This is a genomic window from Catenuloplanes atrovinosus (genome assembly GCF_031458235.1).
Lineage (GTDB): Bacteria > Actinomycetota > Actinomycetes > Mycobacteriales > Micromonosporaceae > Catenuloplanes > Catenuloplanes atrovinosus.
Window position 1 is genome coordinate 3,218,622 of sequence record NZ_JAVDYB010000001.1, and the last position, 25,726, is coordinate 3,244,347.

Genomic DNA, 25,726 nt, shown 5'->3' on the forward strand with positions numbered 1-25,726 from the left:
GGGGACGAGGGCCATGAGTGACCTGCGGCAGTACCTGGACCGGATCGCCGGGCCGGAGCGCGACCCGTCGCCGGGCGCGGTGGACGCGGACGTGGCCCGCGGCCGGACCGCGCTGCGCCGCAGGCGGCGGCTGCACGGGCTGGCGGGCGGTGCGCTCGCGCTGGCCGTGGCCGCGGCCCTCGGCGCCGGCGCGCTCGGCGCGAACACCGGCACCGGGGTGCGTTCGGGCCCGGTGGTGCCGCACGCCGGCGCCGCGGAGTCGCCCGCGGGCACGGACCCGGTCCGCCTGGTCGCGTTCACCGGGGATCAGCCCGAGGGGTTCCGGATCGACGTCGTGCCGGAGGGCTGGGAGATCCAGAGTTCGACCGGCACCACGCTGCTCATCGCGCCGATCGGCCTGGCCAACCGCGACCCGAATGTGTTCGTCGACAAGATCACGATCTCGTTCCAGTACGACGCGCCGGCCCCGGACGTACCCGGGGAGATCGTCAGCGTGGGCGGCGCGCCCGGCGTGCTGCGGACCGGCGACAGCGGCGTCCGCACGCTCTACGCCGCGCAGCGCGACGGCGCCTGGCTGGTGATCCAGCTGTGGAACAACCTGCGCTGGGACACCGGCACGATCGTCGCGTTCGCGGCCGGGATCACGGTCACCGACGAGGTCACCGCCTCCCAGGGCTGAACCGCCGCAGCGTCGCGCCGGTCGCCCGCTTGCACAGGTACTCGGCGCGCTCGTAGGACAGCCGCCGCCGCCCGGTCCGCGGGCACACGTCGGCCGGGTCCGCGGGCGTGCGCGCCGGTCCGGGCCGCCGGTCGGACAGGAACAGCGGCCCGCGCGCCCGCCCGCCGATCAGCTCCGGCAGCAGCCGCGCGGTCCCGGACCGCCAGGTCACGCCCTTCCCGGGCGCGCGGCGGTCGTCCAGGTCCAGGTCCTGCACGTCGAGTCCGAGCGCGGCGGCGACGGTCGCGCCGGACTCGTGCAGCAACAGCCAGAGCACGCGTTCGCGCAGCGGGTGCCGTTGATCCGCGCACAGCGTGGCCACCGCCTCGGGTGGCAGGGACTCCGCCACGGTACGGGTGGAGGCGCGCCGCTCCAGCCCGGCCGCGAGCGCGGGCACGCCCGCCCAGGCCGCGAACGAGCGGACGGTGGCCCGATGCCGGTTCCAGGTGGCGGGCGCGGTGTCGCCCCAGGCGGTGGCGCAGGCGCGGGTCACCGCGTCCGGGGTCAGCGCGGTCAGCGGCGTGTCGTCGCCGAGCGCGCGGCGGAGCCGGTCGAGCGTCTGCGCGTACGACCGGCGGGTGCCGGCGTCGTGTCGCGCCAGAAAGTCGCGGGCGTGCTCGCGGAGCGTACCCTCGGCCGGGTTGTGATCGTCGGCCGGCAGGCCGTCCGCGCGCCGCCTCAGGTAGGCGCGCTCCGCCCGGTTGCGGGTCAGCGACGCGGCCCGGTGCAGCTCGGTGCGCGCCTCCGCGTGCCGGCCCAGTGTGATCAGCAGGTCCGCGCGCACGGCCGGCAGCAGGTGGTAGTCGCGCAGCCGCGGCTCGTCCAGCAGCGCGTCCGCGAGCGCCAGCCCTTCCGCCGCACCGCGCGCCGCACCGACCGCGACCGCCCGGTTGAGCCGCACCACCGGCGTGGGCCGGAGGGTCTCCAGCGCGTCGTAGAGCGAGGCGATCCGGGCCCAGTCGGTGTCCGCGGCGGTGCGGGCCCGCGCGTGGCAGACCGCGATCGCGGCCTGGAGCACGTACGGCCCGGGCCGGCCGCCGGCCTCGCGGGCCCGCAGCATGGCGGCGAAGCCACGCTGGATGAGCAGCCGGTCCCAGCGCCCGCGGTTCTGCTCGTGCAGCGGGACGGGGGCGCCGTCCGGGGCGGTGCGCGCCTTCTCGCGCGAGGCCTGGATCTCCATCAGCGCGACCAGCCCGTGCACCTCGGCCTCCGCGGGCGCGAGCACGGCGAGCAGCCGGCCCAGCCGCAGGGCCTCGTGGCAGAGCGTGGGCCGGAGCAGGTCGTCGCCGGCGGTGGCGGTGTAGCCCTCGTTGAAGATCAGGTAAATGGCCTCCAGCACGGTGGCCAGGCGCTCGGCCAGCTCCGGCCCGTCCGGCAGCGCGAACCCGACCCCGGCGGCCGCCAGCGTCCGCTTCGCGGAGGAGATCCGGCGCGCGATGGTCTGCTCGGTGACGAGATAGGCCCGCGCGATCTCCGCGGTGGTGAGGCCGCCGATGAGCTTGAGGGTGAGCGCGACGCGGGCGGCCGGGGGCAGCACGGGATGGCAGGTGACGAACATCAGCCGGAGGACGTCGTCCCGGTCGTCCTCCGGTGCCGCGGCCGGGACTCCCGCGATACCGCCGGCGTCTTCCGCCTCGCCCGGTTCTCCGGCCCGCTCGTGGCCTTCCGGGTGCGAGCCCCGCCCGTCGAGGAGGTGGCGGTCGGCGAGCGCGCGGCCCTCCGCCCGGGACCGGCGGACGTGGTCGATCGCCCGTCGTCGCGCGACGGTCATCAGCCACGCGCCCGGATTGTCCGGCACGCCGTCGACCGGCCACCGTTCCAGCGCCGTGACCAGCGCGTCCTGGGCCAGCTCCTCGGCCAGGCCCACATCGCGCACCACGCGGACGAGCGCGGCGACGATGCGGGCCGACTCCAGTCGCCAGACCGCCTCGACGGTCTCCACTCAGTCCCCGCTCAGCCGAACACCTGCTGGATCACGCTCACGCCGTCGCCGACGATGAGCCGGAACCGCCGCGCGAGCTCCAGCATCTCCTCCTTGGACGCGACCTCCACCAGCGCGAACCCGCCGGCGACCTCCTTCGCCTCGGTGAACGGCCCGTCGACCACGGTGATCTCCCCGTCCCGCGACGCCATCCGCACCCCCGCCGGCGCCAGCCCGCCGGTGGCGAGCAGCTGCCCGGCCACGGTCAGCTCCTCCACGAACGCCGCCATGTCCGCGAACAGCTTCTCGTCCGGCGCCGGAGCGGTGGCGGCGGGGATCTGCGTCATCAGGTACCGCATCGGATCGTTCCCTTCATGGGTGAACACCTTCGCCCTCACGACGCGGAGTCTATGTGACAGGAAATGCCCGCGTTCCCTGTCACATCTCATGATCGCCGTGGCCGATCAGCGCTCCGGCCTGCGCGCCACACCCACCACCAGCGGCATCCCGACCGGATCCGGCACGCCGGGATCGCCGTCCGGCCGCCAGTGCGTCACCCAGGTCAGACCCGGCTCCACCGGCACATAGTCACCGAACAGCGCCACCAGTTCGTCCCGCGTGCGCGCCGTGGCCGCCCGTGCGCCCGTCGCCCGGTACACCTCCCCCACCGCCGCGGTCGGGTCGTTCACCGGCGGCGCGACCGGATGCGAGAGCGCGATGAAGCTGCCGCCCGGAAAGGCCTCGCGGAGGGTACGCACGGAGGGCACCACCACCTCGTCCGGCAACCACTGGAGCAGGCACAGCATCAGCAGCGCCGTCGGCCGCGCCGGGTCGATGAGCCGCGCGCACTCCGGGTGCCCCAGGATCGCGGCCGGGTCGGCGAGGTCCGCCTCGATCGCCACCGCCCGGTCGTCGCCGCGCAGCAGCGAGGCACTGAGCGCGACCACCTCGGGATCGACGTCCACGTAGAGAACCCGGCTGTCGGGCGCCTCGGCCCGCGCCACCTCGTGCACGTTGCCGACGGTCGGGATGCCGGACCCGATGTCGACGAACTGCCGGATGCCGGCCGCCGTCAGATATCGAACCGCCCGCCGCAGAAAGGCGCGATTCGCCCGGGTCACCTCCCGCAGCGTCGGCATCGCCCGGAGCATGCGATCGCCGGCCTCCCGGTCGCCCGCGGTGTGATGGACGCCGCCCAGATAGTAGTCGTACATCCCCGCCACCGTCGGCTTCCCCATCGACGCACCCTACCCCCCCTCCCCCTCCCCCCACCCAACCCTCCGCGCCGATCTAGGGCGAACTCCCGCACTTCGATCTCCGATCACGCGAATCCGGCCTAGATCGGCGCAGGGTGGGGCGCCGGGCGCCCGGCGGGGGGCGGGGGCGGGGGGCGGGAGGGGTCAGCCCGGGGTGACCAGGCCCTGGAGGCCGACTGCGATGGCGATGATGCCGAAGATGGCGAGGATCAGGCCGACGCCGGCGGCCGCGTCCGGGCGGCCGAGGGGACGGCGGCCGGTGAGCCGGTCCCAGAGCAGGAGGACGCCCACGCAGATGCCGACGATCTCGAAGTGGAAGATCTGCGGGCCGCTGAAGAGGTGCACGATGAGGTAGAAACCGCCGGTGACCAGCGCGACGATGCCGACCACCCAGCCGAACGCGCCGAGGCGGTCGGCGAACCGGGCCAGGTCGTCACCGACGCGGGGCAGCCGGCGCAGCAGGGCTATGGCGAGCAGGAATCCGCCGAGGATGTTGGCGAGGTCCAGCAGGAGTGACAACAGGATCATGAGGAAGCCGTCCTCCGTACGGCCGACGACGTGGGTTGAGCGACGTCGATCGAGAGCCTAACGGTGGTCCGGCCGCTCCGCACTGGGAGCGATCCCAACGCTCCGGCGGATCAGCCGCGCGAGACGAGGCGGTCGAGCATGCCGCCGGCGAAGAGCAGGGCGGGACAGATCCAGACGGCGACCGGCAGCGAGGTCATCAGGTCGATGAACCCGCCGGTCCACGACGAGATCGTGTCGACGATCACGGCGGGGTCCATGGCGACTCCGAGGTATCCGAGGGGGTGGGCCCGCACCGATCGGTAAACCGGCCGCTCACCTGACGGAAACCGTGGCCTTGTGACGCTCTGACAGGATGCCCACATGATCGATCGGGCGGCGTTGCACGAGTGGCGGGTGATCGGGGCTGCGCGGCCGGCCCTGCCGCTGCTGCTCACGGCGGGCCGGCTGGCCACGCCGCTGCGGAAGGTGCCACGGCTCGGCTGGGTGGTCGCGGACCCGGTGACCGCGCGGGCGATCCTGAACGATCCGGCGCACTTCGACCTGCTCGGCGAGGGCGGCGTCGGCCACATGTGGTCACAGCTGCTCGGCGACTGGGTGAACGAGGTGTTCGACGGGCCGGGCCACCACAGCCTGCGGTCCAAGACGCGGGACCTGTTCACCGAGGAGAGCGCGAGGCGGCTGGCCGACCGCGTGGTCGGGCCCCGGCTGGCGGAGGCGGGCGCGGCGCTGGCGGCCGGCCGGACCGTGGACGTGGCCGACCTGGCGCGGGTGCTGGTCGGCCGGATCGTGGCGGACCTGCTGCACCTGACGACCGAGGGCACGGACGCGGCGTACCGGGAGATCTTCGCGACCGGCGAGGAACTGGCCGCGCTGGCGATGAACGCGTCCACGACCACGCACCTTCCGCCGGAGACGATCGCGCGCGGCCGGGCGATCGTGGCCCGGCTGACCGTGAACGTGCCGCACGCGTTCCGGACCGCGCCGCCGACCACGGTGCTCGGCCGGTGCCGCGAGCTGGGCGTGGAGCAGCTGCACGCGGAGGGACTGTCGACGCTGCTCATGGTGGCCGGCACGGAGACCGCCGCGAGCGCGATGGCCCGGATCGTGGCGCTGCTGCACGACTCCGGCGCCCAGCACCGCGTGCTGGAAGATCACGATCTGATCCCCGAGGCGGTACGGGAGGGGCTGCGCGTCACCACGCCGGCCGCCGCGATCGGGCGGTCGGTGAGCGCGGACGTCACCGTGGCCGGGCGGACGCTGCGCGCGGGCGAGCGGGTGCTGATCCTGACGCACGCGGCGAACAACCGGGCCGGCGGCTTCTCGCTCGACCGCGGCTACCTGCCGGAGCAGCGGCAACTGTGGTTCGGGGCGGGCCGGCACCTGTGCCTCGGCGCGCCGCTCGCCCGGGCCGAGATCGGCGGGCTGCTGCGCACGCTGGTCGCGCCCGGGCGGCCGTGGACCATCCGGGGGCGGCGCTATCGGCGTCGCGTGCTGATCCCGTCGTACGAGTCGCTGCCGGTGACGCTGGCACCGGCCCGCACACCGGCGATGTCGGGCACGTGAGCGGCTACGGTCCGGACCGACGTGACGTTGACGACGGCGACGATGCCGTCGGCGCCCCCGTTTGCAAGGATCATGCAATGTCGTCGACCGCGCACACTCCGTCGCCTTCGGAGCCCATTCCGGATATGCCGGAAATCTCGGTGGTGTCGGATCGGCTGCGCACCCGGCGGAGCCGCTGGGTCCGGCTGCTGTTCGTCGCGGTCTCGGTCGTGGCGCTGGCGATCATCGGACTGCGCGGCCGGCTGCCCGACCCGCGCGAGTTCACCGACGCGCTGGCCGGCGCGAACTGGGGCTGGATCACCGGCGCCGTGATCCTCCAGGCGGTGTCGCTGGCCTGCTTCGCGTTCCAGGAGCGGCACCTGGTGCGCGCGCTGGGCGCGTCCATCCGGCACCGCCGCCTCTTCGCGATCATCCTGGCCCGGACCGCCATCTCGATCTCCGTGCCGGCCGGCCCGGCCGTGTCCACCGGGTACGCGATCACCGAGTACAGCCGGGCCGGCGTACCCCGCGAGATCGCGGCGGTCTGCGCGATCGTCTCCGGGCTCGCCTCCATCGGCGGCCTCACGCTGCTGTACGCCGGCGGCGGCGCCGTGCTGCTCACGCACAGCTCCGCCACCTCGCTCAACTGGCAGCCGCTCGCGGTGGTGCTCGCGCTCGCCACGCTCACCGCCGCCGCGGTCGCGCTCGGCCGCCGGCTGCCGTCCCGCCCGTTCGACCTGGGCAACGTCCCGGAGAACCGGATCGGCCGGTACGTGCACGGCCTGCTGCTGTCCGCCCGCGCCGCCTGGCACGCCGGCGCCGGCCTGCGCATCCGCGACTGGTGCGCGGTGGTCGGCTACTCCGCCGCCAACCGGCTCACCGACCTGCTCTGCCTGGTCGCCTGCACGCGCGCGCTCGGCCTGCAGATCAGCCTGATCACGCTGGCCACCATCTACCTCGGCGTGCAGATCGTCCGCCAGGTCCCGCTCACCCCCGGCGGCATCGGCGTGATCGAGACCGCGCTGGTCGCGGGCCTGACCACGGCCGGGGCCACCGCCGCGATCGCCACCGCGGCCGTGCTCGTCTACCGCGTCATCTCGTGCTGGCTGCTCATCCCGGCGGGCGGCGTGGCCGGGCTCATGATCCGCCGCTGACGGGTCCACATTGATCGCCGCCGTGGTCTAGTCTCGGCCGGGACATCGACGACCGCACCCCCGGGGACATGATGACCGAGGCGATCGACCCCTCCGGACTGCGACGCATGCTGGCCGAGACGCTGTCCGCGCTCACCCCCGCGCCGTCGGAGCCCGAGCCCGGTGCCGACCCGGACGAGCCGGTCGAGGGCGTCGGCCACGGTGCGGACGGGCTGATCGAGGTCCGGCTCGGCCCGCCCGGCCGGGTGACCGGCCTGCACCTCGACCCGCGCGTGCTGCGGCTGGACGGCGAGCGGCTCGCCGCCGAGCTGACCGTCGCGATCGACGAGGCGCTCGCCGCGCTGCGCGCCCGGCTCAGCGTCGCCGCGCCCGACCTCGGCGCGCTCACCGCCCACCTGCGCGACGTGCAGGAGGAGACCGGCCGCCAGCTCGGCGCGTTCACGGATTCGCTGTTCGCCGCGCAGGAGATGCTGGTCCGGCGCGCGGGCGGCGACCGGTGACCGGCGTCGAGATCGACCCGGACGCGCTCACCGGCTCCGGCGCCGCGCTGGAGGCGGTCGCGGGCCGGCTGGCCACCGCGCTCAGCGGCTTCCAGGCCGAGCTGGACGCGTTCGGCGCGCCGTGGGGCGCCGACGACATCGGTTCCCTGATCGGCGCCGCGCACGACGAGGTGTCCGCGTTCGCGTTCGAGTGCTACCGGATCGCGCTCGACGAGATCGGCGCCGCCGGCCAGGACGTGGCCGAGATGGCCGAGGCCTACCGCACCGCCGAGTCCACCATCGGCGCCGATGTCGACGCGGTCCGCCGCGCGCTCGGCGGGTGAGCCACCATGGGCCTGCAACTGCCCGGTGAGCTGATCTCCCTGCTCGGCATCCTCGGCTTCACCTGGCCCGAGGCGGACGAGACCGCGCTGCTGGAGATGGGCCAGGCCTGGACCGCGTTCTCCACCACGCTCGACGCGCTCGCCGCCGACGCCGCCACGGCCGCCACCACGGTCTGGACTCAGCAGTCCGGCGGCGACATCGCCGCGTTCCAGGCCTGGTGGGGCCACGAGGACAGCCCCGCCGCCGCCCTGCGCGACGGCGTCACCGCCGCCACGGTCACCGGCACCGGCCTGATGCTCTGCGGCATGATCGTCCTCGGCCTGAAGATCGCCGTCATCATCCAGCTCACCATCCTGGCCATCCAGATCGCCCAGGCCATCGCCACCGCCGCCGTCACGTTCGGCGCGTCCCTGCTGGAGATCCCGATCTTCCAGGCCCTGGCCCGCACCATCATCAGCGGCCTCATCGACGAGGTCATCGCCAAGCTCCTCGAGGCCTGACCCGATGCCCCGCCGCCGGGGCGGAGCGGGCCTGGTCTCCGCCGCCCTCTCCTTCCTCCGCAAGGCCAACCGCCGCAACCGTCCCGGCCGCCTGCCCCCACAGCAGCGCGACCACCTGTTCCGCGGCGAGATCCGGCAGGGCACGCATCCACGCGTGGTCGGCTATCACTACCGACCGGGTGGGCGGGACTTTCCGGATCGCCGGATCGACCCGGCCTCGATCATCCGGCCGACGCCCAACGGCCCATACAAGGCCAAGCCGCAGATCCTCGACAGGTCGGTCAACCCGCCGGTCTGGCGGAGCAAGAGCGGGTTCGGCGGCTACAGCACGTTTTTCCCGGATCATTGGACTCCGGCGCAGGTCGACGCGGCGGTGCCGGACGCATTCGCCCGGTCGAGCGCGGTCCCGCCGCCGTATCCCGGCGGACCGGATCCCGGTCTGTGGCGGGGCTCCCACCGTGGCGTCACGATCGAAGGCTGGTATCAACGCGACCAGAACGGCAACATCCTTACCGACGCCGCCGGAAATAGACTCCTCGGCAACGGCTGGCCGGTCCTCTGACATCGGGAGTCAAGATCATGACGGATCTGCGATTCGAGCTGGACCCGGAGTGGGATCTGCCGATCTTCAAGGGCAGGGCCGAACGCTACTTCCCGCTCGGCGCCTGGCTGATCAGCGAGGTCTCCAAGAACCACGGCGTGGCTCTGGACGCGCTCGCCATGCTCGACGACGCGGCTCGCGGCGACACCCCGGAGCCCTGGGACAGCGAGAGCTACGACGTCACGGTGGACGCCGCCGGCATGCGTTTTCAGAACCGCTATGCGCTTGATCAACGGGCCGAATACTCGCTGGACGAGGTTCGGCCGGTCCTGGAGGACTACTGGCGCTTCCTGCTGACCATTCCCGAGCGGCCGGGGACATACCGCGCGTTCTGGCCGGAGCTGTCGCTACCGGAGGCCCATCTGCTGCTCTGGGAGCAGACCTGGGGACGGCCTCACCCGTACCGTGGCCGGCTCTTCTGAAAGACGGCCGCCGGGGCCGAGGTCCCGGCGGCCGAAAGGTGAGCTCAGCGCTGCTTGGGTGACGTGACCGTGACGACGGTGAACGGCGCGATCAGCGACCACTCCGTCAGCACCTGGATCTTGACTCCGAGGCCCGCGACCTGCACCGATCCCTGCGGGTTCGCCGCCGAGTAGTACCGGTTCGGGTCGGAGTCGTCGAACGTGGTGACCGGCGGGCGGGACGGCACCGTGACCGGCACGCCGTTGCGGTGGAACGTGACCGCGTCGGTGCGCTGCACGCCGAACGTGGCGTCGAACGGCTGCCGCCGGTTGCCGAGCCGCGCCCCGTCCGGGAACACGATCGGTTCCGGCCGGGCGTCGACCGGCAGGACCGCGCCGCCGCCCGGGTGGTTGATCGTGTCGTTGTCCGTGTAGGCGTCGTTGACGTACCAGACCAGCAGGCCGTCCTGGTACTGGAACTTCTCCACCCAGTCCGGCCGCGTGTTCGACCACCCGTAGTTGTACGGCCCGGTCTTGAGCACCTTGTCGTAGCCGGTGTAGGTGCGCCACTCCGCGATGTAGTACCGCGGCGCGACGCGGGTCAGCGTGCCGGTGAACCGGGTGAACCCGCGCGCGGTCCACGCCGAGTCGGCCGACTCGACGTCGTCCGTCCACACCGGAGCGCCGTCGACGACGAGCGTGAGGTCGTCGAGGAACGCGCCGGCGAAGTGGACGCCGCCGTCGGTCTGGTAGCGGAACCGGAACTGCACGGTCTGCCCGGCGAACCGGGTCAGGTCGTAGGTCAGGTCGACCCACTCGCCCTCACTGGAGCCGGTCAGCGGCGAGCCGACCCGCGTCCACCGGCTCCCGCCGTCCGTGGACACCTCGGCGTACAGGTAGTCGTAGCCGGCCTCGATCTCGTACCACGCCTTGGTGGTCAGCGACGCCGTGGTCGCGGAGGTGAGGTCGAGCGTCCGGGTGAGCATGCTGTTCAGGTCGTTCGCGTCGCCGCCCCACCACTCGTACTCGCCGGAGTGGGGGGTGTTGTACTCGGTGACGACGGTCTGCTCCGGCAGCGGGACGACCACGGCCTGCGGAAGCGGGCCCTTCGCGTCCGCGGCCTGGCCGAGCACGACGGTCTTCTTCTGCCCGGGCTTGACCGTGGTGTAGTCGAGCCAGCCGAGGAACAGCTTCTCCCAGGCGCCCATGTAGCCGGGCATGGAGCCGATGTTCTCCGGGTCGCGGGACAGCCACGAGCCGGCGGACATCAGCGTCCAGAAGCCGGTGCCGTTGTCGCCGCCCTGCGTGTCGTACAGGTCGGGCAGGCCGAGGTCGTGGCCGTACTCGTGGGCGAAGACGCCGAGGCCGCCGTTCTCCGGCTCGGTGGTGTAGTCGCCGATCCACAGGCCGCTGTCGCCGATCGGCACGCCGCCGAGCCGGTTGTTCTCCGGGCCGGTCTGCCCGTAGTCGCCCTGGTAGGTGTAGCCGCGGTGGGACCAGATCGCGTCGGCGCCCTGCGCGCCGCCGCCGGCCTCCTCGCCCTCGCCGGCGTGGATGGCCTGGAAGTGGTCGATGTAGCCGTCCGGCTCGTTGAAGTCGCCGTCGGTGTCGAAGTCGTAGCGGTCCCACACGTCGTACTTCGCCAGCGACGCGGTGATCTGGGCGGGGGTCTGCCCGGCGGCGACCTGCGCCTGGTACCACGCGGTGGCGGCGTCCTTGACGAAGTCCTGGTAGCCGGCGCCGCCCTCCCAGGTGTTGCTGCCGTACCGCGCCTCGTTGTACGGCACGGTCACCCAGTCGCTGACCTCGCCGGTCACCGTGTATCGCCCACCGGACTGCGCGGTGTAGAACGTGGTCATCGACTCCTTCTTCGTGCTGAAGAGGAGCTCCTGGTAGTACGCCCGGCTGAAGTCCGGCTCCCAGAGCGTGGTGTTGTCGTTGGCCCGGTTCGGCTCGGGCAGCTGGTTGTGCAGCGGGCCGGGCGTGCCGCCGGTCTGCGGCAGCGTCTGCGTGCCGAACTCGACGAGGAACGTCAGCACCGGGTCGGTCTTGGGCTTCTGCCGGACCTCGACCCAGCGGTCGCCGCCGAGGCGCACGACCTCGGAACCGTTGCGCTGCTCGGTGCGCGCCTCGCCGGCCAGCAGCTTGGTGAGCGCCTCCTCGCGGGCGGCCTGGTAGGACTCGCCGAGCGGGTGGTCGAGGTCGTCGGACTTGACCGGGGTGCGCGGCTCGCCGTCGGCGGCCGGGGGTGAGGCCGGGGTCGCGGCGGTCGCGGCGGTCGGTGCGGTGAGGAAGAGGCTGATCGTCGCGGCCGCGGTGGCGCCCGCGAGGACGGCTCTGAGGTGGCCGTGCAAGAGGGGGCTCCTTCCCCAGGTGACGGAGATTCAAGCACGCTACACCGCCGATTCAGACATGCAAAGGTCTGCATTTCGCCGTTCGTGACCCGCGTCATTCCGGGCTCCACGGCAGAATTCACCCGCCATACTTCGATATGTGACACGGCAACCGAGGCTCGAGATCGAGTACTGCACGCAGTGCCGCTGGCTGCTGCGGGCAGCCTGGACCGCGCAGGAACTGCTCACCACGTTCGGGGTGCGGCTGGGCGAGGTGGCGCTGGTGCCGGGCACCGGCGGCGTCTTCGACGTGCGCCTCGACGGCGAGCCGCTCTGGTCCCGGAAGGAACGGGGCGCGCACCCGGAAATCACCGAACTCAAGCGATTGGTACGGGACCGTATCGCACCGGACATGAGCCTGGGTCACTCCGAGAAACGCTGAACGAGCTCCGTCGCCGCGTCCAGGTCGCGCACCGCGGCCCGCGCCAGGTCCGCGAATCCGGCCGGCGCGCCCGGCAGCGCGGCGGCGGACTCGACCATGCCCTTCTCGTTGATCAGCCAGCGCCCGGCGCGCCCGTGCATCGCCTGGCAGACCACGCCGACCAGCCGGAACAGGCAGCCGGCGCGGTAGACCGGGTCGGTGACCTTGGACGCGATGCCGATCATGAAGTCGGCCTCCCAGAGGCCCGCGACCAGCGCCTCGCCGAGCGCGGACGGATAGTCGCGGGTCCGCGCGCGCAGCGCGGTGACGTCCGCGTCCACGGCCAGCGGGCGGCACAGCGCGAGTTCACCGGCGTACGTGTGGGAGTAGAACCCGAGCGGGTGGCCGGGCTGGAAGCCGATCTCGTACCGCCCGGCGCGGCAGTCCGCCCACACCCGCTCCACCCGGCCGAGGTCGCGGTAGATCCAGTCCACGCGCACGCCGTCCACGGTCAGCCAGCCGCCGCCGTCCACCCACGGGCCCCAGCCGCCGCGCGCGGTGACCTCGGTGTCGTGGCCGGTGATCCGCGCGGCGAGCGCGCGCAGCGCCGCGACGTCGAGGTCGTCGCGGTAGTAGAGCCCGAGGTCGTAATCGGAGTCCGGCCGGTGCGTGCCGCGCGCCCGGCTGCCGCCCAGCACCACGGCTCGCACGCCGCCGATCCCGGCCAATTCCGTCGCGATCCCGGTCAGCCGCGCGTCGTCCACCCACGCCTCCATTGACGTCCGTCACTGCGTTGGCCTACCGTGCGGGAAAGCGCTTTCCCATCCGCCCCGTCCACGAAGGGATCCGCTCCATGTCCTCCACTCCACGCGTCTCCCGCCGTCTCCTGCTCGCCGGCGCGGCCGGTGTCGCCGCCGCCACGGGCCTCCCCCGGCACGCGACGGCCGCGCCGGCCACGGCGGACGGCTTCGCCTCCGTGCCCGCGCTCGGCCTGTCCGGCACCACCGGCGGCGCGGCCGGCCCGACCGTCACGGTCACCAACGCCACCGACCTCGCCCACTACGCGGGCCGCAACACGCCGTACACCATCCTGGTCGGCGGCCGGATCACGTTCGACGACATGGTCACGGTGGTGGCCGACAAGAGCATCATCGGCGTCGGCACCTCCGGCGTGATCGACGGCGGCGGCCTCCAGCTGGGCTCGACCACCCGGCCCGGCAACAATGTGATCATCCGGAACCTGACGTTCGTCAACGCGTCGGACGACTCGATCAGCGTCACGAACGCGGCCCACCACGTCTGGATCGACCACAACGACCTGTCCAACGGGTACGACGGGCTGCTCGACGTCAAGCGCGCGTCCGACTACGTCACGATCTCGTGGAACCACTTCCACGATCACAGCAAGACCACGCTGGTCGGGCACTCCGACACGTACACGGCAGACCGCGGGCACCTGCGTGTCACCTACCACCACAACCTCTTCGAGGGTACGGCGCAGCGGCACCCGCGGGTGCGCTTCGGCGACCCGGTCCACGTCTACAACAACCACTTCCTGAACAACGAGCTGTACGGGGTGGCGTCCACCGAGGACGCGGGCGTGCTGGTCGAGTACAACTACTTCGAGAACGTGGCCCACCCGGCGTACGTCGGATACGACGAGAGCGGCCCCGGCCGGCTGGTCGAGCGGAACAACGTCTACGTGAACTCCGGCGCACCGCAGACCGCCGGCACCGTGACCGAGCCGCGCACGTACTACGCCTACTCCCCCGACCCGGCCGCGGCCATGCCGTCGCTGGTCCGCGCCGGCGTGGGCGTCGGCCGGATCTGACTCATCTCGCGCCGTCGCGCAGCAGGTAGAGCCCGAGCCCGGCGGTGCGCGCGGCCGCGAACCAGGTCGGGAACTTCTCGTCCAGCAGCCACTCGACCTCCTCGGCGGCATCGTCGTCGCCGCCGGGGAGGAGCTCGTGGGAGTCGTGCACGCGCTCGACGTCGAACGCGGTCAGCTCCGCGTCGATCCTGGAGGCGTGGGCCGGGTCCGCGTACATCGGGAAGGGCCACGGGTCCGCGTCGTCCGGCGAGTTCCACGGCGTCGACCACAGCTCCGCGAGCGCGGTCAGCCCCCAGGCGCGGAACGCCGGGGTCAGCTCGTGCCAGTGCCGGCCGGGCAGCGTCGCCTCGCCGACCGGCTCACCGAGACCCGCGGCGGCCTGCGGAAACGCGCCATCGACGACGTACGCGGTGAGATACTGCTCGGCCACGCCGGTCATTCTGGCACGACGCCGTACCGCCGTGGGGCGAGCAGGTCGGGAACCGGACGGCGTGGCGTCGCGGCCGGCGCCACCGTCGCCCGGCCGATCCGCAGCACCGCCTGGACGCGCCGCCCGCCGAACCGCGCGTTCACCCGCGCGCGCAGCTCGGGCACCTCGAGCGCCTGCTGGAGCGGCTGCGCGGACAGCCCGTACACCGCCGCGGTGAGCAGCACCCGCTGCAACGCCTGGCCGGCGTCGACCCAGGCGCGCGGACCGTCGTACGCGGTGGTCAGCACCGCCAGCGTGGGCGCGGCCTCGAACGGCACCGGCCGGCCGGCGCCGCACCACCGCCCGGGGATGCGCCGCCGCGCGTCCGGCGCGCCGAATGCGCTCTCCGGCACGCCGTCGAACCGGTCGCACGACCCGGTCCAGGCGGCCAGTTCGTCCCGGTAGGCGGCCGACGTGAGCAGCCGCTCCGACGCCGCGCGGCCGACCGTGAGCAGCCAGTCCCGGGTGAGCGGCGGGCAGACGGACAGCTCCGCGCCCTCGATCGCGGCGGCGGCGAACAGCTCCCGCAGCGCCGCCCGCGACGGCGGCGCGTCCACGAACGGCGCCCGGCTGGTGCGCCGCGCGCCGACGGCGGCGCGCAGCCGCAGCACGCTCGGGCGGGGGCGGCTGTTCGCCGCGGGCACCACCGCGAGCACCACGCCCGGCGACGGCAGCACCCGGTGCAGCGGGACGCGGCCGTGCGCGCGGATCGCCAGGCGCAGGTTGAACGCGGCCGCGGCCACGCTCATCAGGAGCTGGCGGCCCGCCGGATCGATCACGCGCAGGCCCCGGTCGTGGTCGGCCAGCACCCGGATCCGGTTGCCGTCCACCGCGAACCGCCACGGCTGCGTGTTGTGCACGGACGGCGCCGCGATCGCGGCGGCCAGCCATCCGGGTGCCGCCGCCGGCATGTCCGATGTGGACGTACGTTCCATCGTCGCGGTCATGGTGCGCCTCCCTCGGTCACCCCCAGCCTCCGCCGGGACGCGGCGCGGGGCCAGGGGCGGAAGACCCGTCCGGACACGGCCGTGCCCGCGCGCGGCCGGCGAGGGCCGGGCGCGGGCGCCGGTCGCGATCAGCGGCAGCCGGTCCACATGGCCGGCGCGTAGTCCGCGTACCCGTAGGCGGTGCCGTTGTCCGCCAGGTACTCGATGCCCATGGCGAAGGCCGGCTCCTCCGCCTGGATCAGCGTGCCGTCGCCGCGCACGATGACCGAGCCGAGGCCGGCCACGTGGCCGTCCGAGGTGACGGTCAGCGCGTATCCCAGCTCCGCGATCTCGACGTCGGTGCCGTCGAGGTCCCAGCGCATGGTGACCGAGCGGTCCGTCCGGTTCTCCCAGCCGGTGACGTAGCCGCCGCGGATCGCGGTGCCGACCGACCCCTCGCCCAGCGAGGTGACCGTGCCGGTCTCCGGGTCCCAGACCAGCGCCGGCCCGGCGGAGGTCATGGTGCCGGCCTGCGCCAGCACCGTGCCGTCCTCGTCGATGTCGACCGCGTTGGTGACGTCGCCGTACGGCAGGATCTGCGGCTCGTCCGCGCCCGCGCGCCACACCAGCGTGTACTTCCCGTCGACGTCGTCCGGGTCGGTGGCGGTGCCGACGATGTCGCCGCGCTCGTTGGTGGCCACGGCCTGGACGCTCCAGCCGTCGTCCGGCACCGGCAGCGCCGAGACCCCGCCGTCCTGGCTCCAGGCGACCGGGCTGGACGTACCGTCCATGTTCAGGCCGTAGCCGACCGCGACGCCGGTCGAGTTGACGTCCGTCAGCCCGCCCTCGCCGAACGGCAGGCTCGGCACGAACGGCACGCCGTCCTTCCAGATCACCGACTCCTGCCGGCCGTCGATGAACGCGTGCCCCACCGCGTACCGCCCGGTGACCTCGCCCTCCCGGACGAATCCGCGGGTGGCGCCGTCCGGCAGCGGCAGGAAGGTGAGGCCGCACCCGGTGGCCGGCGCCGCCGCGGCCGGGCTCGCGCTCAGCGCGACGGTGGCGAACACGACCGCGGACATGACCGTCTTCAGTGGACTGCGCATCTTCGTCTCCCCGTTGGCCCGCGGCCGATCCCCGTGTGGCGGCCGCTCGACGTGGAGAACACGCCCGTGCCCCGCCATCGGTTGCGGCCGTTCCCGGGAAATCCGCCTACCATGTGTGGCTGTGGAGCACGCGGTCGATCCCGGGGTGAGCGCGCGCTGGCGGGTGACGCCCGGCCCGGTGCTCGGCGACCGGCCGGCCGGCACCTGGGCGGCGCGCCGCGACGGCGTCCCGCTGGTGGTCAAGTTCTTCGACGACGCCACGTACCCCGACTGGCGTTACCCGGTCCGGGTCGCGGACGCGCTGCACGCGCTCGGCTGGCCCACCCCGCGGCTCGCCGACGAGCCGATCCCGGCCGCCACCGGCACCTGGGCGCTCTTCCACCACCTGCCCGGCCGGCCACGCCCCCGGCAGCAGCCCGGCGAGCGGCGACATCGCGGCCGGCTGCTGGCGGAACTGCACGCCTCCGCCGCCGCCACCGGCATCACCGTCCAGCGCAACGGCTTCGCCGACCCGGCCTCGGTGGTCAGCGATCCGGCCCTCGACCGCTGGCTGCGCGCGTACGAGCGGATCGACCCGTCGTCCGCCGTCCCGCTGCGCCGCTGCCGCGAGGCGGCCGTCGCCTGGTTCGCCGCGCACCCGCACCCGGACGCGCCGCGCAGCGTCATCCACAGCGACTTCACCCCGTGGAACCTCCTCTTCGACGGCGACCGCCTCACCGGCCTGCTCGACTTCGAGGGCACCCACCTCACGTTCCAGGTCGCCGACTTCGCCCTCTCCTGGCGCGGCTACCAGGACGACGTCCTGCTCGGCTACGACGAGGTCCGCCCCCTCTCCGACCTGGAGTGGCACCTCATCCGCCCCTGCTACTGGGCGTGGATGTTCATCGATCTCACCTCCACCCCGCCCGGCCACTCCTCCGTCTCCTGGCAACTCGCCCATCTGCACAAACACTCCCCCTTGCTGGACCGCAAAGCCGGCCCTGCACCCCGCTTCGCGTGACGCCCGGGGCACGTACGCGGGGCCGGCAGCAGGGTTCGTGATCATGAAGCTGGAGACGGAGCGGCTCACGTTGCGGAGGTGGCGCGACGACGATCTCGGCGCGCTGGAGATGCCGGATCGGCGCCTGACCGGCATGGCGGCCGTGTGGAGCGGGGTCACCATCGACTGTGTCGATCCGGTGCGGGTGGCGCGGTTCTGGGCGGAGTTGCTCGGCCGGGAGGCCGGGCCGTCGCGGGACGGCTGGGTCTATCTCGGCGAGCGCGGCGATCCGCAGCCGCGGCCGGCCCGCCGAACATCGGTGCGTTCGCCACGGGCGTGGGCGGCGTGGTGGCCGGGCGCGGCCCGGTCATAACAGCTTGGCCATATCGCCGGCCCACCCTCGCGCCTGACCAGGCACGAAATCGAGGCGACACACGCGGGTGCCCCGGACGGCCTTGTGCGCCGCCCCTCGATCGCGTATCCACGCATCTAGATCGCGCAATCGGTAGGGCGCCGCGGCGACGCGGACGAGAGGGGACGATCGTGCGCAGACACATCGATCACAGACCACGGAGGGTGACGGCCGGTGCCGTCGCCCTCCTGCTTGGTACGAGCATGTTCGCGGTGCTGGAGCCCGCGCCGGCACCGGCACTGGCCGGGACGTCGATGCGCGACTCCGCGCCGCCCGGCGACGAACACGAGCACCGCAGCCTGGACCTGGACAACCGCGGCGGGGTGGCGACGCCGTCGGCGCGGCAGCGCGGCGCCGCACCGGACGCCCGGTTCAACGCGCTCGGCACGCCGCGTGCGGAGGGCCCCGGCGCGCTGGCCGAGGGCCTGCCGGCCGAGCCGGTCGCGGCCGCGCGCGCCTACCTCAAGGGCGAGCCGGCGTACGGGCTGGACGCCGCCGCGGTCGACGCGATGGACGTGCTGCTCCAGCGCCCGCTCGGCGACGCCACCGTGGTGACGCTGCGGCAGCGGTTCGGCGACCTGCCGGCCGGCTTCGACGGGCTGGCGACGCTGCTGGTCCGCGGCGGCACGGTGCTGCGCGTGACCAGCTCGCTGTCCCGCGACACCGCCGCGCCGGAGGCGGCGACCATCACCGCGGAGCAGGCCGTGGCGACCGCGCTGGCCGACGTGCGGCTTCCCGCGGACACGCCGGCCAGCGTGCAGACCGTGGCCGTGCCGACGCCGGCGGACGGGCCGCGCACCGCGTTCGCGGTGACCGCGACCGCGCTCCCGGCCGGCGGCATGCCGACCGCGGTGATGACCTATGTGGACGCCCGCACCGGCGGCGTGCTGGTGCGCGAGGACCTGGTCGACGCGGACTCGGACAACCCCACGTGGGCGGTGTTCCCCTCCACGCCGAACCAGCGCAACCAGCGCGCGCTGTGGTGCTTCGAGCCGAAGCCGGGCTGCTCCAGGACGGTGGCGACCGCGGACACCGGCGCGCCGTGGGACCTGGACCCGGCCACCGGCACGCCCTCGTTCACCACGCGCGGCAACTCGGCGAACAACGTGGTCAACTGGGGCGGCACCACCCCGGCGTTCCCGGCCGCGCCGCGCGAGGACCGCAACTACACGTACCCGTTCACCGACCAGTGGAACGAGTCGGGGTGCAACCCGGAGGTCTACACCTCCCCGCAGCGCAACGACGCGGACGCCGCGGTGGCGAACCTGTTCGCGATGCACAACCGGATGCACGACTGGTCGTACCACCTGGGCTTCACCGAGTCGGCCTGGAACATGCAGCTGGTCAACACGTCCGGCGCCGGGCTGGGCGACGACCCGGAGAACGGGCGGGCGCAGGCCGGCGCGCTGACCGGCTCGCGGAACAACGCGAACCAGGCGACGCCGCGCGACGGGCTGCCGCCGACCACCAACATGTACCTGTGGCAGCCGATCGCGGGCACGTCCTACCCGCCGTGCGTGGACGGCGACTACGACATGACCGTGATCGGGCACGAGTACGGCCACGCGATCACCAACCGGATGATCGCCGGGCCGGACACCGGCATCGGATCGGTGCAGGGCGGCTCGATGGGTGAGTCCTGGAGCGACCTGCTCGCCATGGAGTACCTGTACGAGAACGGGCTCCGCGCGGCCGGCGACACGCCGTTCGTGACCGGCGCGTACGTCACCGGCAACGACGTCAACGGCATCCGCAACTACGACTCCAGCCGCAGCCCGCTCAACTTCTCCGACGTGGCGTACGACATCGTCGGCCAGCAGGTGCACGCGGACGGCGAGATCTGGAGCGCCACCCAGGTCCGGCTGCGCAAGGCGTTCCTGGCCCGATACGGCGACGGCACGCCCGAGCTGCAGAAGCGCTGCGCCGAGGGCAAGGTCGACGCGTCCCGCTGCCCGGGCAACCGGCGCTGGATGCAGCTGATGTTCGACTCGTTCCTGCTCCAGGCCGGCAGCCAGTTCAGCATGCTGGAGATGCGCGACAACATGCTGGCCGCGGACCTGGCCCGGTTCGGCGGCGCGAACCAAAAGCTGATGTGGGACGTGTTCGCGGAGTCCGGCATGGGCCGCGACGCCACCAGCGGCCCGTCCGACGCGCAGCCGGTGCCGAGCTTCGCCTCGCCGCACGCGCGGAACGCGACCGTGACGGTGAAGGCGTCCGGGCCGGTGCAGGTCTTCGCCGGCCACTACGAGGCCCGGGTCACGCCGATCGCGGATACCGATCCGGCCACGCCGCTGGGCGACACGTTCGAGGTGGTGCCGGGCGTCAAGCTCGACTTCGTGGCCGCCGGTGCCGGGTACGGCCACCAGCGGCTGTCCGCCTCGTTCCGGCCCGGCCGCACCGAGACGCTGCGCGTCGACCTGAGGCAGAACCTGGCCTCGGCCGCGAGCGGCGCCACGGTGACCGGCCCCGGCGTCAACCTGGACAAGCTGATCGACGACACCGAGGGTACGAACTGGGCCTCGCTGACCGGCGTCCGCGGCCAGGCGCTCACCGTCGACCTGGCGGGCGAGGACCGCCGCCTGGTCACCTCCGTGAACGTCAGCGCGCTGCTGCGGCCCGCGATCCTCACCGATGCCGACCCGGCGAACCCGCAGAACCGGTTCTCGGCGCTGCGCTCGTTCGCGGTGTGGGCGTGCGACGCCACCCGGTCGGACTGCACCACGGACGCCGGTTTCCGCAAGGTCTACATCAGCCCGTCGGACGCGTTCCCGTCCCCGGACTTCCGGCCGAACGCGCCGTCGCTCAACCTCCGCACGTTCCGGATCCCGCCGACGCACGCCACCCACCTGCGCCTCGAGGTCCTGAACAGCCAGTGCACCGGCAACCCGCGGTACGCCGGTGAGCAGGACGACGACCCGGCCGCGGGCACGGACTGCGCCACGAACAGCCCGTTCCGCGATCAGGTCCGCGTCTCCGAATTCCAGGTCTACGGACGGTGACCAATCCCCCCTCTCCCGGTTGCCCGGCCGGATGATCACGCCGGGAGAGGGGGTTCCACCGTGCCGCGTGGATGACCGGCCTGGTCCGCCGGCGGCCGGCCGCGACCGGCGTACCCGTGATCGAGCTGCGCGGCCCGCACGAGACGGATGGCGCTGGCGGTCGCGGCCCGCGACGCGCTGCTGGACAAGGGCCGGCACCTGGCCGAGCCGGAGAAGCCCGGTGACGGGCGCTGAGCGCACGTCGGACGGTCGGCAACGGATCGTCATTCGGTGCGCGCTAGGCTCTCGGACCTGCCGGTCGTCGGGCAAGGGAGCTGGATGTGATCGAGCGCGGAACGCCGCTGCGGCCGGGAGACCCCGAGCTGATCGGGCCCTACCGGGTGAGTGCCCGGCTGGGCGCGGGCGGCATGGGCGTGGTGTTCCTCGCGCACGACCCGGGCGGGCGGCCGGTCGCGGTCAAGGTCGTGCACGCGGAGATGGCCACGGACGAGGAGTTCCGCAAGCGGTTCCGGTCCGAGGTCGCGCGCGTGCGCCAGGTGCCGCCGTTCTGCACCGCGGAGGTGCTCGACGCGGATCCGGACGCGCCCCGGCCGTACCTGGTCACCGAGTTCGTGGACGGTCCCTCGCTGGCCGATGAGGTCGCCCGGCGCGGGCCGCTGTCCGCCTCGAACCTGCACGCCGTCGCGATCGGCGTGGCCACCGCGCTGACCGCGATCCACGGGGCCGGCGTCATCCACCGCGATCTCAAGCCGCACAACGTGCTGCTCGCGCCCGGCACGCCGAAGGTGATCGACTTCGGCATCGCGCGCGCCTGGGAGTCGACCACCCAGCACACGCGTACCGGCCAGATCGTCGGCACCGCGAACTACATGGCGCCGGAGCGGTTCGACGAGTCCGGCGGGCCGCTGACCGCCGCGGCGGACGTGTTCGCCTGGGGGTGCGTGGTCGCGTTCGCCGGGACCGGGCGCCCGCCGTTCCACGCGGACTCGCCGATGGCCGTGTTCGGCCGCATCCTCACCCAGGCACCGGACCTGGGCGGCCTGGACGGGCCGCTGCGCGCGCTGGTGGAGCGCGCGCTGGACCGCGACCCGGCGCGCCGGCCGACCGCGCGGGACCTGCTGGACGCGCTGATCGGCGGCGGCGCGGCGAGGTCGCCGCAGCTGGCGGACGCGCTGGAGACGCAGCCGGCGCTGCGCACGGCCGCGATCGAGATGCGGGAGAACCCGGGTCCGGCCTTCACGCTGCCGACGGAGACGCCGCCGGAGTCACTCTTCGGCCCGGCGCCCGCGAGCCCCTTCCCCGCGCCCGTACCGTCCGGACCGCCGGGGTCACCGCCTCCGTACGGCCCGGTCTCCGGCCCGCCGTACGGCCCGGCCCCGGTGTCGCCGGTCGGCGTGGGCTACCCACACGACGAGGACCGCACGCTGGCCATGCACCCGAGTCCCGGCTTCGCCGCCGGTCCCGGCGTGCCCGCCGGTCCGGGAATGCCGCCCGGGTACGGCTATCCGCCCGGCCCGCCCGTGCCGGCCGCTCCGGTGCGGCGCGCGGGCGGGGGCGGTCGGCTGCTCGTCGGCGCGCTCGTCGTGCTCCTGGCGATCGCGGTGGTCGGCGGCGGAGGCCTGCTCGCCGCGCACACCGCCGGCGCGTTCGGGGCGGCCGCCGGCGACGAGCTCGACGCGGAGGCCGAGACGCCCGACGTGCCCGCCGAGGACACGCCGCCCGCGCTGACCGTGCCGCCCGGGAGCCCGGTGGTCACCGACGCGCTGACCGAGGGCGGGCAGTGGCACGGCACATACATCGTGGACGAGGAGGAGTCCAACTGCGACGTCCGGGACGGCGCGCTGCGCGCACAGCGGATCACGCCCGGCAAGTACATCTGCGCCGGCCCGGAGACGCCGATCGAGGGCGACCACACGGTCTCGGTCACCGCGCGCCTGGAGAAGCCCGGCACCTGCCTCGGCGTCTGGCTCTACTGGGAGATCCCGCGCAGCTACCGCCTGACCGCCTGTGAGACCGCGTTCCGCATCGAGGTCGACCGCGAGGACGGCACCGGGCGCCTGCTCCGCGAGGTGCCGCTGGAGACGCCGCTGCCGCTGGACGAGCCGCTGCGCCTGCAGGTCGTGGTGGAGAACGACACCGTCCGGTTCGGTCACGACGGCGTCCTCGTCGCCGAGTCGCCGCTGCCCGAGCCGGACATCACGGCCGGGCGCGCCGCCGCCGTCGGGCTGGTCAGCGCGCCCGGCGACGAGACCCCGCCGTACGGGGCCTCGTTCACCGACATCGAGGTCGACTCGCTGGGGGATTGAGCCTCAGCGCCGGACGCGGCAGCGCTGGGTGGCCGTCGCGGCCGGGTCGCTCTCCGAGGTGGCGGTCAGGAACACCTCGCCGGTACGGGCGGCGCCGCGCCCGGCGTCGACCGCGACGGTCACGGTGGTCCGGCCGCCGGCGCGGGCGACCGCGAGCGCGTTCGGCAGTTCCGCGCGCCAGCCGCGGCCGGTGACCGAGGCGGAGAGGCGGTACACGTCGGACCCGAGGTAGCGGGCGGCGTTCTCCGGGTGGGCGCCGCCCGGCACGTACCGGCCGGCGTTGGTCAGGGTGAACGTGCAGGTGGCCGGGGCGGTCTGCCGGCCCGGGGAGAGCGACGCCGCGTGCGTGGAGGCGCCGGCGCCGTCCAGCGAGCGGACCGCCACCGTGTACGACAGCACGCGGCCGTGCGAGCGCTGGATGTCGAGCACGTAGAAGTGCAGCCGGTTGGCCACGTCGACGTACTCGTAGAAGCCGCCGGAGCGGGTGCCGGCGTGGAACAGCGCGTCGGAGAGCTGCCGGTAGTCGCCCATGGTGATCATCTGTGGCGTGCCGTCCGGCCGGATGAAGTCGACAAGGCCGATGTCGCCCGGGTGCGCGTCCACCACCCACTGGAACGGCGCGCGGTCCTGGTCCTTCGTCTTGCTGATCAGCACGCCGTGGTCCGGGGTGAACGAGTCCGCGCCCATCCGGTCGACGACCTCGACCGTGTAGTTGTCGTATCCGCCGCCGTCGCAGAGCACGTCCGCGGTGACCGAGCAGGCCGGTGCGCGGTCGTCGTCCATCGCGATGGTGATGCCGTTGAGCCCGGGCGTGGCCACGGCGCGCGCGGTCACCCGGGCCACCACGAGCCCGGACGCGGCCAGTTCCTCGCGGGAGAGCCGCAGCACCTGGTCCTCGCCGATCAGCTCGATCTTCAGCTTGTCCCGGATGGTGTGCAGCGAGCCCAGCGAGCCGCCGTTGACCGGCGGGATCTGCCAGCGCGTGTGCGGGCCGCCGGGGCCGTTGAACGAGCCGCGCGACATCATGCTCCACGGCCCGGTGTAGGCGCGGCGCAGCGGCGTACCGTACGGATTGTTGTAGTTGTCGCCGATGCTGAGCAGGTGGCTGAGCTCGTGCGCGTAGACGGCCTGGCCGGAGCTCTCCGCCTGGGTGGACGATCCGCCGCTCGCGTTCGGCCAGATGGTGGCCGCTGAGGCCCACGACGTCCACGGTACGTACCGGGTCGCGGCCGCGTTCGGCAGCGCCGGGTCCGGCGGCCCGAAGTCCTCGCTCACCGCGGCCGGCCCGGCGAAGCGCATCTGGCCGAACTCCTGCCAGGTGGACGACTCGTCCTGGCCGGCGGAGAGGATGAAGACCAGTTCGTAGGAGTCCGCGACCTCGTCGCCGACCTGCGCGCGCCACGCGCCGAGCCCGTCCGCGCGCAGGTCGCGGCCGCACGTCTCACCCGCGGGGCAGGCGCCCGGGTTCATGTCGTTCGTGATGCCGTACTGGTGGGCCGGGTTCGGCATCTCGTACGGGCCGAACGCGGTCAGGTCGACGCCGTAGCGGCCGTACGAGTCCTCCATCCAGTACTCGTGCAGCGTGTGGCCGCGGTTGAGCGGGCCGGGCGTGTTGAGGAAGTCGCGGTAGAACGCGGGCACGTCCTCGCGCGGGATGCCGGACGCGGACGGCTGCGGGTTGCCGAAGACCGTGGAGTGCGGCGCCTGGGTGACCACGAACGGCTGGTCCGGATAGTCCAGGGTGACCAGCGCGATCTCGAAGTTGCGCTCCGAGCCGGTGGCCGGCCAGTCCGCGCCCGGCACCGGGACGTAGTCGTCCCAGGTCATGTGGTCGGGGTTCTCCCAGCGCTGCGGGTCGAGGACGCGGAACGGGTCGGCGGGGGCGGCCCGGACGGCGGTGGCGGGAACGACGATCAGTGACAGGGCGAGGGCCGCGACGATCGCGCCGGCCGTCCGGGAACGCTGCATCCGCTCTCTCCGCGCGCTCGTGGGGTCAGGACGCCGGCTGCAACTCGGGCGTGGCCGCGGCCCGGGTGCGCCGGGTGAGCAGCGCGTCCAGCGAGTACGGCCCGGGGCCGAGCACCGCGATGAGCAGGAACGCCCAGCAGAACAGCGCCGCCGCCTCGCCACCGTTCGCCACCGGCGCGAGCGCGTCCGGCTGGTGGACCACGAAGTAGGCGTACGCCATCGAGCCGGAGCAGAGCAGCGCGGCCACCCGGGTGGCGAGGCCGACCACGACGAGCGTGCCCGCGACGAGTTGGATGACACCCGCGTACCAGCCGGGCCAGAGGCCGACCGCGACCGCCTCGCCGGTGCCGCGGCTGCCGCCGAAGAGTCCCAGCACGGTCGCGGAGCCGTGCACCGCGAAGATCAGCCCGACGACCACCCGAAACAATGTGGTAACGGGCACGGACAGTCGCTCGAACATCATTACTCCTTAGCATCAGATCGGCTACCCACCGCGATCTCCACAGGGTGTCATAGATATTGATACAAGTC

26 protein-coding genes are annotated in these 25,726 nt (G+C 73.5%); 14 read left to right on the top strand and 12 right to left on the bottom strand.

Annotated elements, in window-relative coordinates; all coding sequences use genetic code 11:
- The first annotated feature begins 13 nt into the window (after window positions 1-13).
- Window positions 14-679 (top strand): hypothetical protein, encoded by a 666-nt coding sequence (locus J2S41_RS14445; RefSeq protein WP_310367960.1) that lies wholly within the window; start codon window positions 14-16, stop codon window positions 677-679.
- Here the strand turns inward: J2S41_RS14445 and J2S41_RS14450 are convergent.
- The 5 genes from J2S41_RS14450 to J2S41_RS14470 all read right to left on the bottom strand — a co-directional run bounded on the left by J2S41_RS14450 (window position 660) and on the right by J2S41_RS14470 (window position 4,680).
- Entirely contained in the window at window positions 660-2,660 is a 2,001-nt protein-coding gene (locus J2S41_RS14450; RefSeq protein WP_310367963.1) for a sigma-70 family RNA polymerase sigma factor, read from the bottom strand. The two genes, J2S41_RS14445 and J2S41_RS14450, sit on opposite strands and share 20 nt — an antisense overlap.
- Window positions 2,661-2,671: 11 nt before the next feature.
- Complete coding sequence (locus tag J2S41_RS14455; protein WP_310367966.1) at window positions 2,672-3,037, bottom strand: YciI family protein; 366 nt, start codon at window positions 3,035-3,037, stop codon at window positions 2,672-2,674.
- A gap of 66 nt (window positions 3,038-3,103) precedes the next feature.
- Window positions 3,104-3,877, bottom strand: coding sequence for an SAM-dependent methyltransferase (locus J2S41_RS14460; RefSeq protein ID WP_310367969.1), 774 nt, complete (start codon window positions 3,875-3,877; stop codon window positions 3,104-3,106).
- Window positions 3,878-4,039: 162 nt separating this feature from the next.
- Window positions 4,040-4,423 carry a hypothetical protein gene (locus J2S41_RS14465; RefSeq protein ID WP_310367971.1) on the bottom strand — a complete coding sequence of 128 codons (384 nt, stop codon included), beginning with the start codon at window positions 4,421-4,423 and terminating at the stop codon, window positions 4,040-4,042.
- Window positions 4,424-4,533: 110 nt separating this feature from the next.
- Window positions 4,534-4,680, bottom strand: a complete 147-nt coding sequence (locus tag J2S41_RS14470; RefSeq protein WP_310367974.1) for a hypothetical protein — start codon at window positions 4,678-4,680, stop codon at window positions 4,534-4,536.
- Between the two features lie 103 nt (window positions 4,681-4,783).
- Here J2S41_RS14470 and J2S41_RS14475 point away from each other — a divergent pair, with 103 nt between their 5' ends.
- From J2S41_RS14475 to J2S41_RS14505, 7 genes are all read left to right on the top strand, one after another.
- Complete coding sequence (locus J2S41_RS14475; protein WP_310367975.1) at window positions 4,784-5,986, top strand: cytochrome P450; 1,203 nt, start codon at window positions 4,784-4,786, stop codon at window positions 5,984-5,986.
- A gap of 125 nt (window positions 5,987-6,111) precedes the next feature.
- Window positions 6,112-7,119 (top strand): lysylphosphatidylglycerol synthase transmembrane domain-containing protein, encoded by a 1,008-nt coding sequence (locus J2S41_RS14480; RefSeq protein ID WP_310367978.1) that lies wholly within the window; start codon window positions 6,112-6,114, stop codon window positions 7,117-7,119.
- A 68-nt stretch (window positions 7,120-7,187) separates the two neighbouring features.
- Window positions 7,188-7,619, top strand: coding sequence for a YbaB/EbfC family nucleoid-associated protein (locus tag J2S41_RS14485; protein WP_310367982.1), 432 nt, complete (start codon window positions 7,188-7,190; stop codon window positions 7,617-7,619).
- A complete protein-coding gene (locus tag J2S41_RS14490; protein ID WP_310367985.1) occupies window positions 7,616-7,942 on the top strand; it encodes a hypothetical protein in 327 nt (108 codons plus the stop codon). The genes J2S41_RS14485 and J2S41_RS14490 overlap by 4 nt, the downstream gene beginning before the upstream one ends.
- 6 nt (window positions 7,943-7,948) lie before the next feature.
- Complete coding sequence (locus J2S41_RS14495) at window positions 7,949-8,443, top strand: WXG100-like domain-containing protein (protein ID WP_310367989.1); 495 nt, start codon at window positions 7,949-7,951, stop codon at window positions 8,441-8,443.
- A 4-nt stretch (window positions 8,444-8,447) separates the two neighbouring features.
- A complete protein-coding gene (locus tag J2S41_RS14500; protein ID WP_310367992.1) occupies window positions 8,448-9,005 on the top strand; it encodes an EndoU domain-containing protein in 558 nt (185 codons plus the stop codon).
- Between the two features lie 17 nt (window positions 9,006-9,022).
- Window positions 9,023-9,466 (top strand): hypothetical protein, encoded by a 444-nt coding sequence (locus J2S41_RS14505; protein ID WP_310367995.1) that lies wholly within the window; start codon window positions 9,023-9,025, stop codon window positions 9,464-9,466.
- Between the two features lie 44 nt (window positions 9,467-9,510).
- Here the strand turns inward: J2S41_RS14505 and J2S41_RS14510 are convergent, their stop codons facing one another.
- A complete protein-coding gene (locus tag J2S41_RS14510) occupies window positions 9,511-11,799 on the bottom strand; it encodes an immune inhibitor A domain-containing protein (protein ID WP_310367997.1) in 2,289 nt (762 codons plus the stop codon).
- Between the two features lie 139 nt (window positions 11,800-11,938).
- Here J2S41_RS14510 and J2S41_RS14515 point away from each other — a divergent pair, with 139 nt between their 5' ends.
- A complete protein-coding gene (locus tag J2S41_RS14515; RefSeq protein ID WP_310367999.1) occupies window positions 11,939-12,220 on the top strand; it encodes an Rdx family protein in 282 nt (93 codons plus the stop codon).
- Here J2S41_RS14515 and J2S41_RS14520 read toward each other — a convergent pair.
- The gene (locus tag J2S41_RS14520) at window positions 12,202-12,963 is read right to left on the bottom strand and encodes a nucleotidyltransferase domain-containing protein (protein WP_310368001.1); all 762 of its coding nucleotides are present in this window, start codon (window positions 12,961-12,963) and stop codon (window positions 12,202-12,204) included. The genes J2S41_RS14515 and J2S41_RS14520 overlap by 19 nt on opposite strands.
- Window positions 12,964-13,052: 89 nt before the next feature.
- On the opposite strand from J2S41_RS14520, the gene J2S41_RS14525 reads away from it, so the two are divergent.
- Window positions 13,053-14,030, top strand: a complete 978-nt coding sequence (locus J2S41_RS14525) for a pectate lyase family protein (RefSeq protein ID WP_310368007.1) — start codon at window positions 13,053-13,055, stop codon at window positions 14,028-14,030.
- Window position 14,031: 1 nt separating this feature from the next.
- Here J2S41_RS14525 and J2S41_RS14530 read toward each other — a convergent pair whose 3' ends face one another.
- From J2S41_RS14530 to J2S41_RS14540, 3 genes are all read right to left on the bottom strand, one after another.
- The gene (locus tag J2S41_RS14530) at window positions 14,032-14,460 is read right to left on the bottom strand and encodes a hypothetical protein (RefSeq protein ID WP_310368009.1); all 429 of its coding nucleotides are present in this window, start codon (window positions 14,458-14,460) and stop codon (window positions 14,032-14,034) included.
- 5 nt (window positions 14,461-14,465) lie between these two features.
- The gene (locus J2S41_RS14535; protein ID WP_310368011.1) at window positions 14,466-15,446 is read right to left on the bottom strand and encodes an Acg family FMN-binding oxidoreductase; all 981 of its coding nucleotides are present in this window, start codon (window positions 15,444-15,446) and stop codon (window positions 14,466-14,468) included.
- A gap of 128 nt (window positions 15,447-15,574) precedes the next feature.
- Window positions 15,575-16,531, bottom strand: a complete 957-nt coding sequence (locus J2S41_RS14540) for a hypothetical protein (protein ID WP_310368013.1) — start codon at window positions 16,529-16,531, stop codon at window positions 15,575-15,577.
- A 121-nt stretch (window positions 16,532-16,652) separates the two neighbouring features.
- On the opposite strand from J2S41_RS14540, the gene J2S41_RS14545 reads away from it, so the two are divergent.
- From J2S41_RS14545 to J2S41_RS14560, 4 genes are all read left to right on the top strand, one after another.
- Window positions 16,653-17,531, top strand: a complete 879-nt coding sequence (locus J2S41_RS14545; protein WP_310368015.1) for a phosphotransferase — start codon at window positions 16,653-16,655, stop codon at window positions 17,529-17,531.
- 43 nt (window positions 17,532-17,574) lie between these two features.
- On the top strand, window positions 17,575-17,883 hold the full coding sequence (locus tag J2S41_RS14550) for a VOC family protein (RefSeq protein ID WP_310368017.1): 309 nt from the start codon (window positions 17,575-17,577) through the stop codon (window positions 17,881-17,883).
- 242 nt (window positions 17,884-18,125) lie between these two features.
- Complete coding sequence (locus J2S41_RS14555) at window positions 18,126-20,921, top strand: M36 family metallopeptidase (RefSeq protein WP_310368019.1); 2,796 nt, start codon at window positions 18,126-18,128, stop codon at window positions 20,919-20,921.
- Window positions 20,922-21,241: 320 nt separating this feature from the next.
- Window positions 21,242-23,227: a serine/threonine-protein kinase gene (locus J2S41_RS14560; protein ID WP_310368022.1), complete on the top strand. Its 1,986-nt coding sequence runs from the start codon at window positions 21,242-21,244 to the stop codon at window positions 23,225-23,227.
- A gap of 3 nt (window positions 23,228-23,230) precedes the next feature.
- On the opposite strand, the gene J2S41_RS14565 is transcribed toward J2S41_RS14560, so the two are convergent.
- Window positions 23,231-25,195: a M6 family metalloprotease domain-containing protein gene (locus J2S41_RS14565; protein ID WP_310368024.1), complete on the bottom strand. Its 1,965-nt coding sequence runs from the start codon at window positions 25,193-25,195 to the stop codon at window positions 23,231-23,233.
- Between the two features lie 25 nt (window positions 25,196-25,220).
- Entirely contained in the window at window positions 25,221-25,658 is a 438-nt protein-coding gene (locus J2S41_RS14570; RefSeq protein ID WP_310368027.1) for a DoxX family protein, read from the bottom strand.
- Window positions 25,659-25,726: the final 68 nt, after the last annotated feature.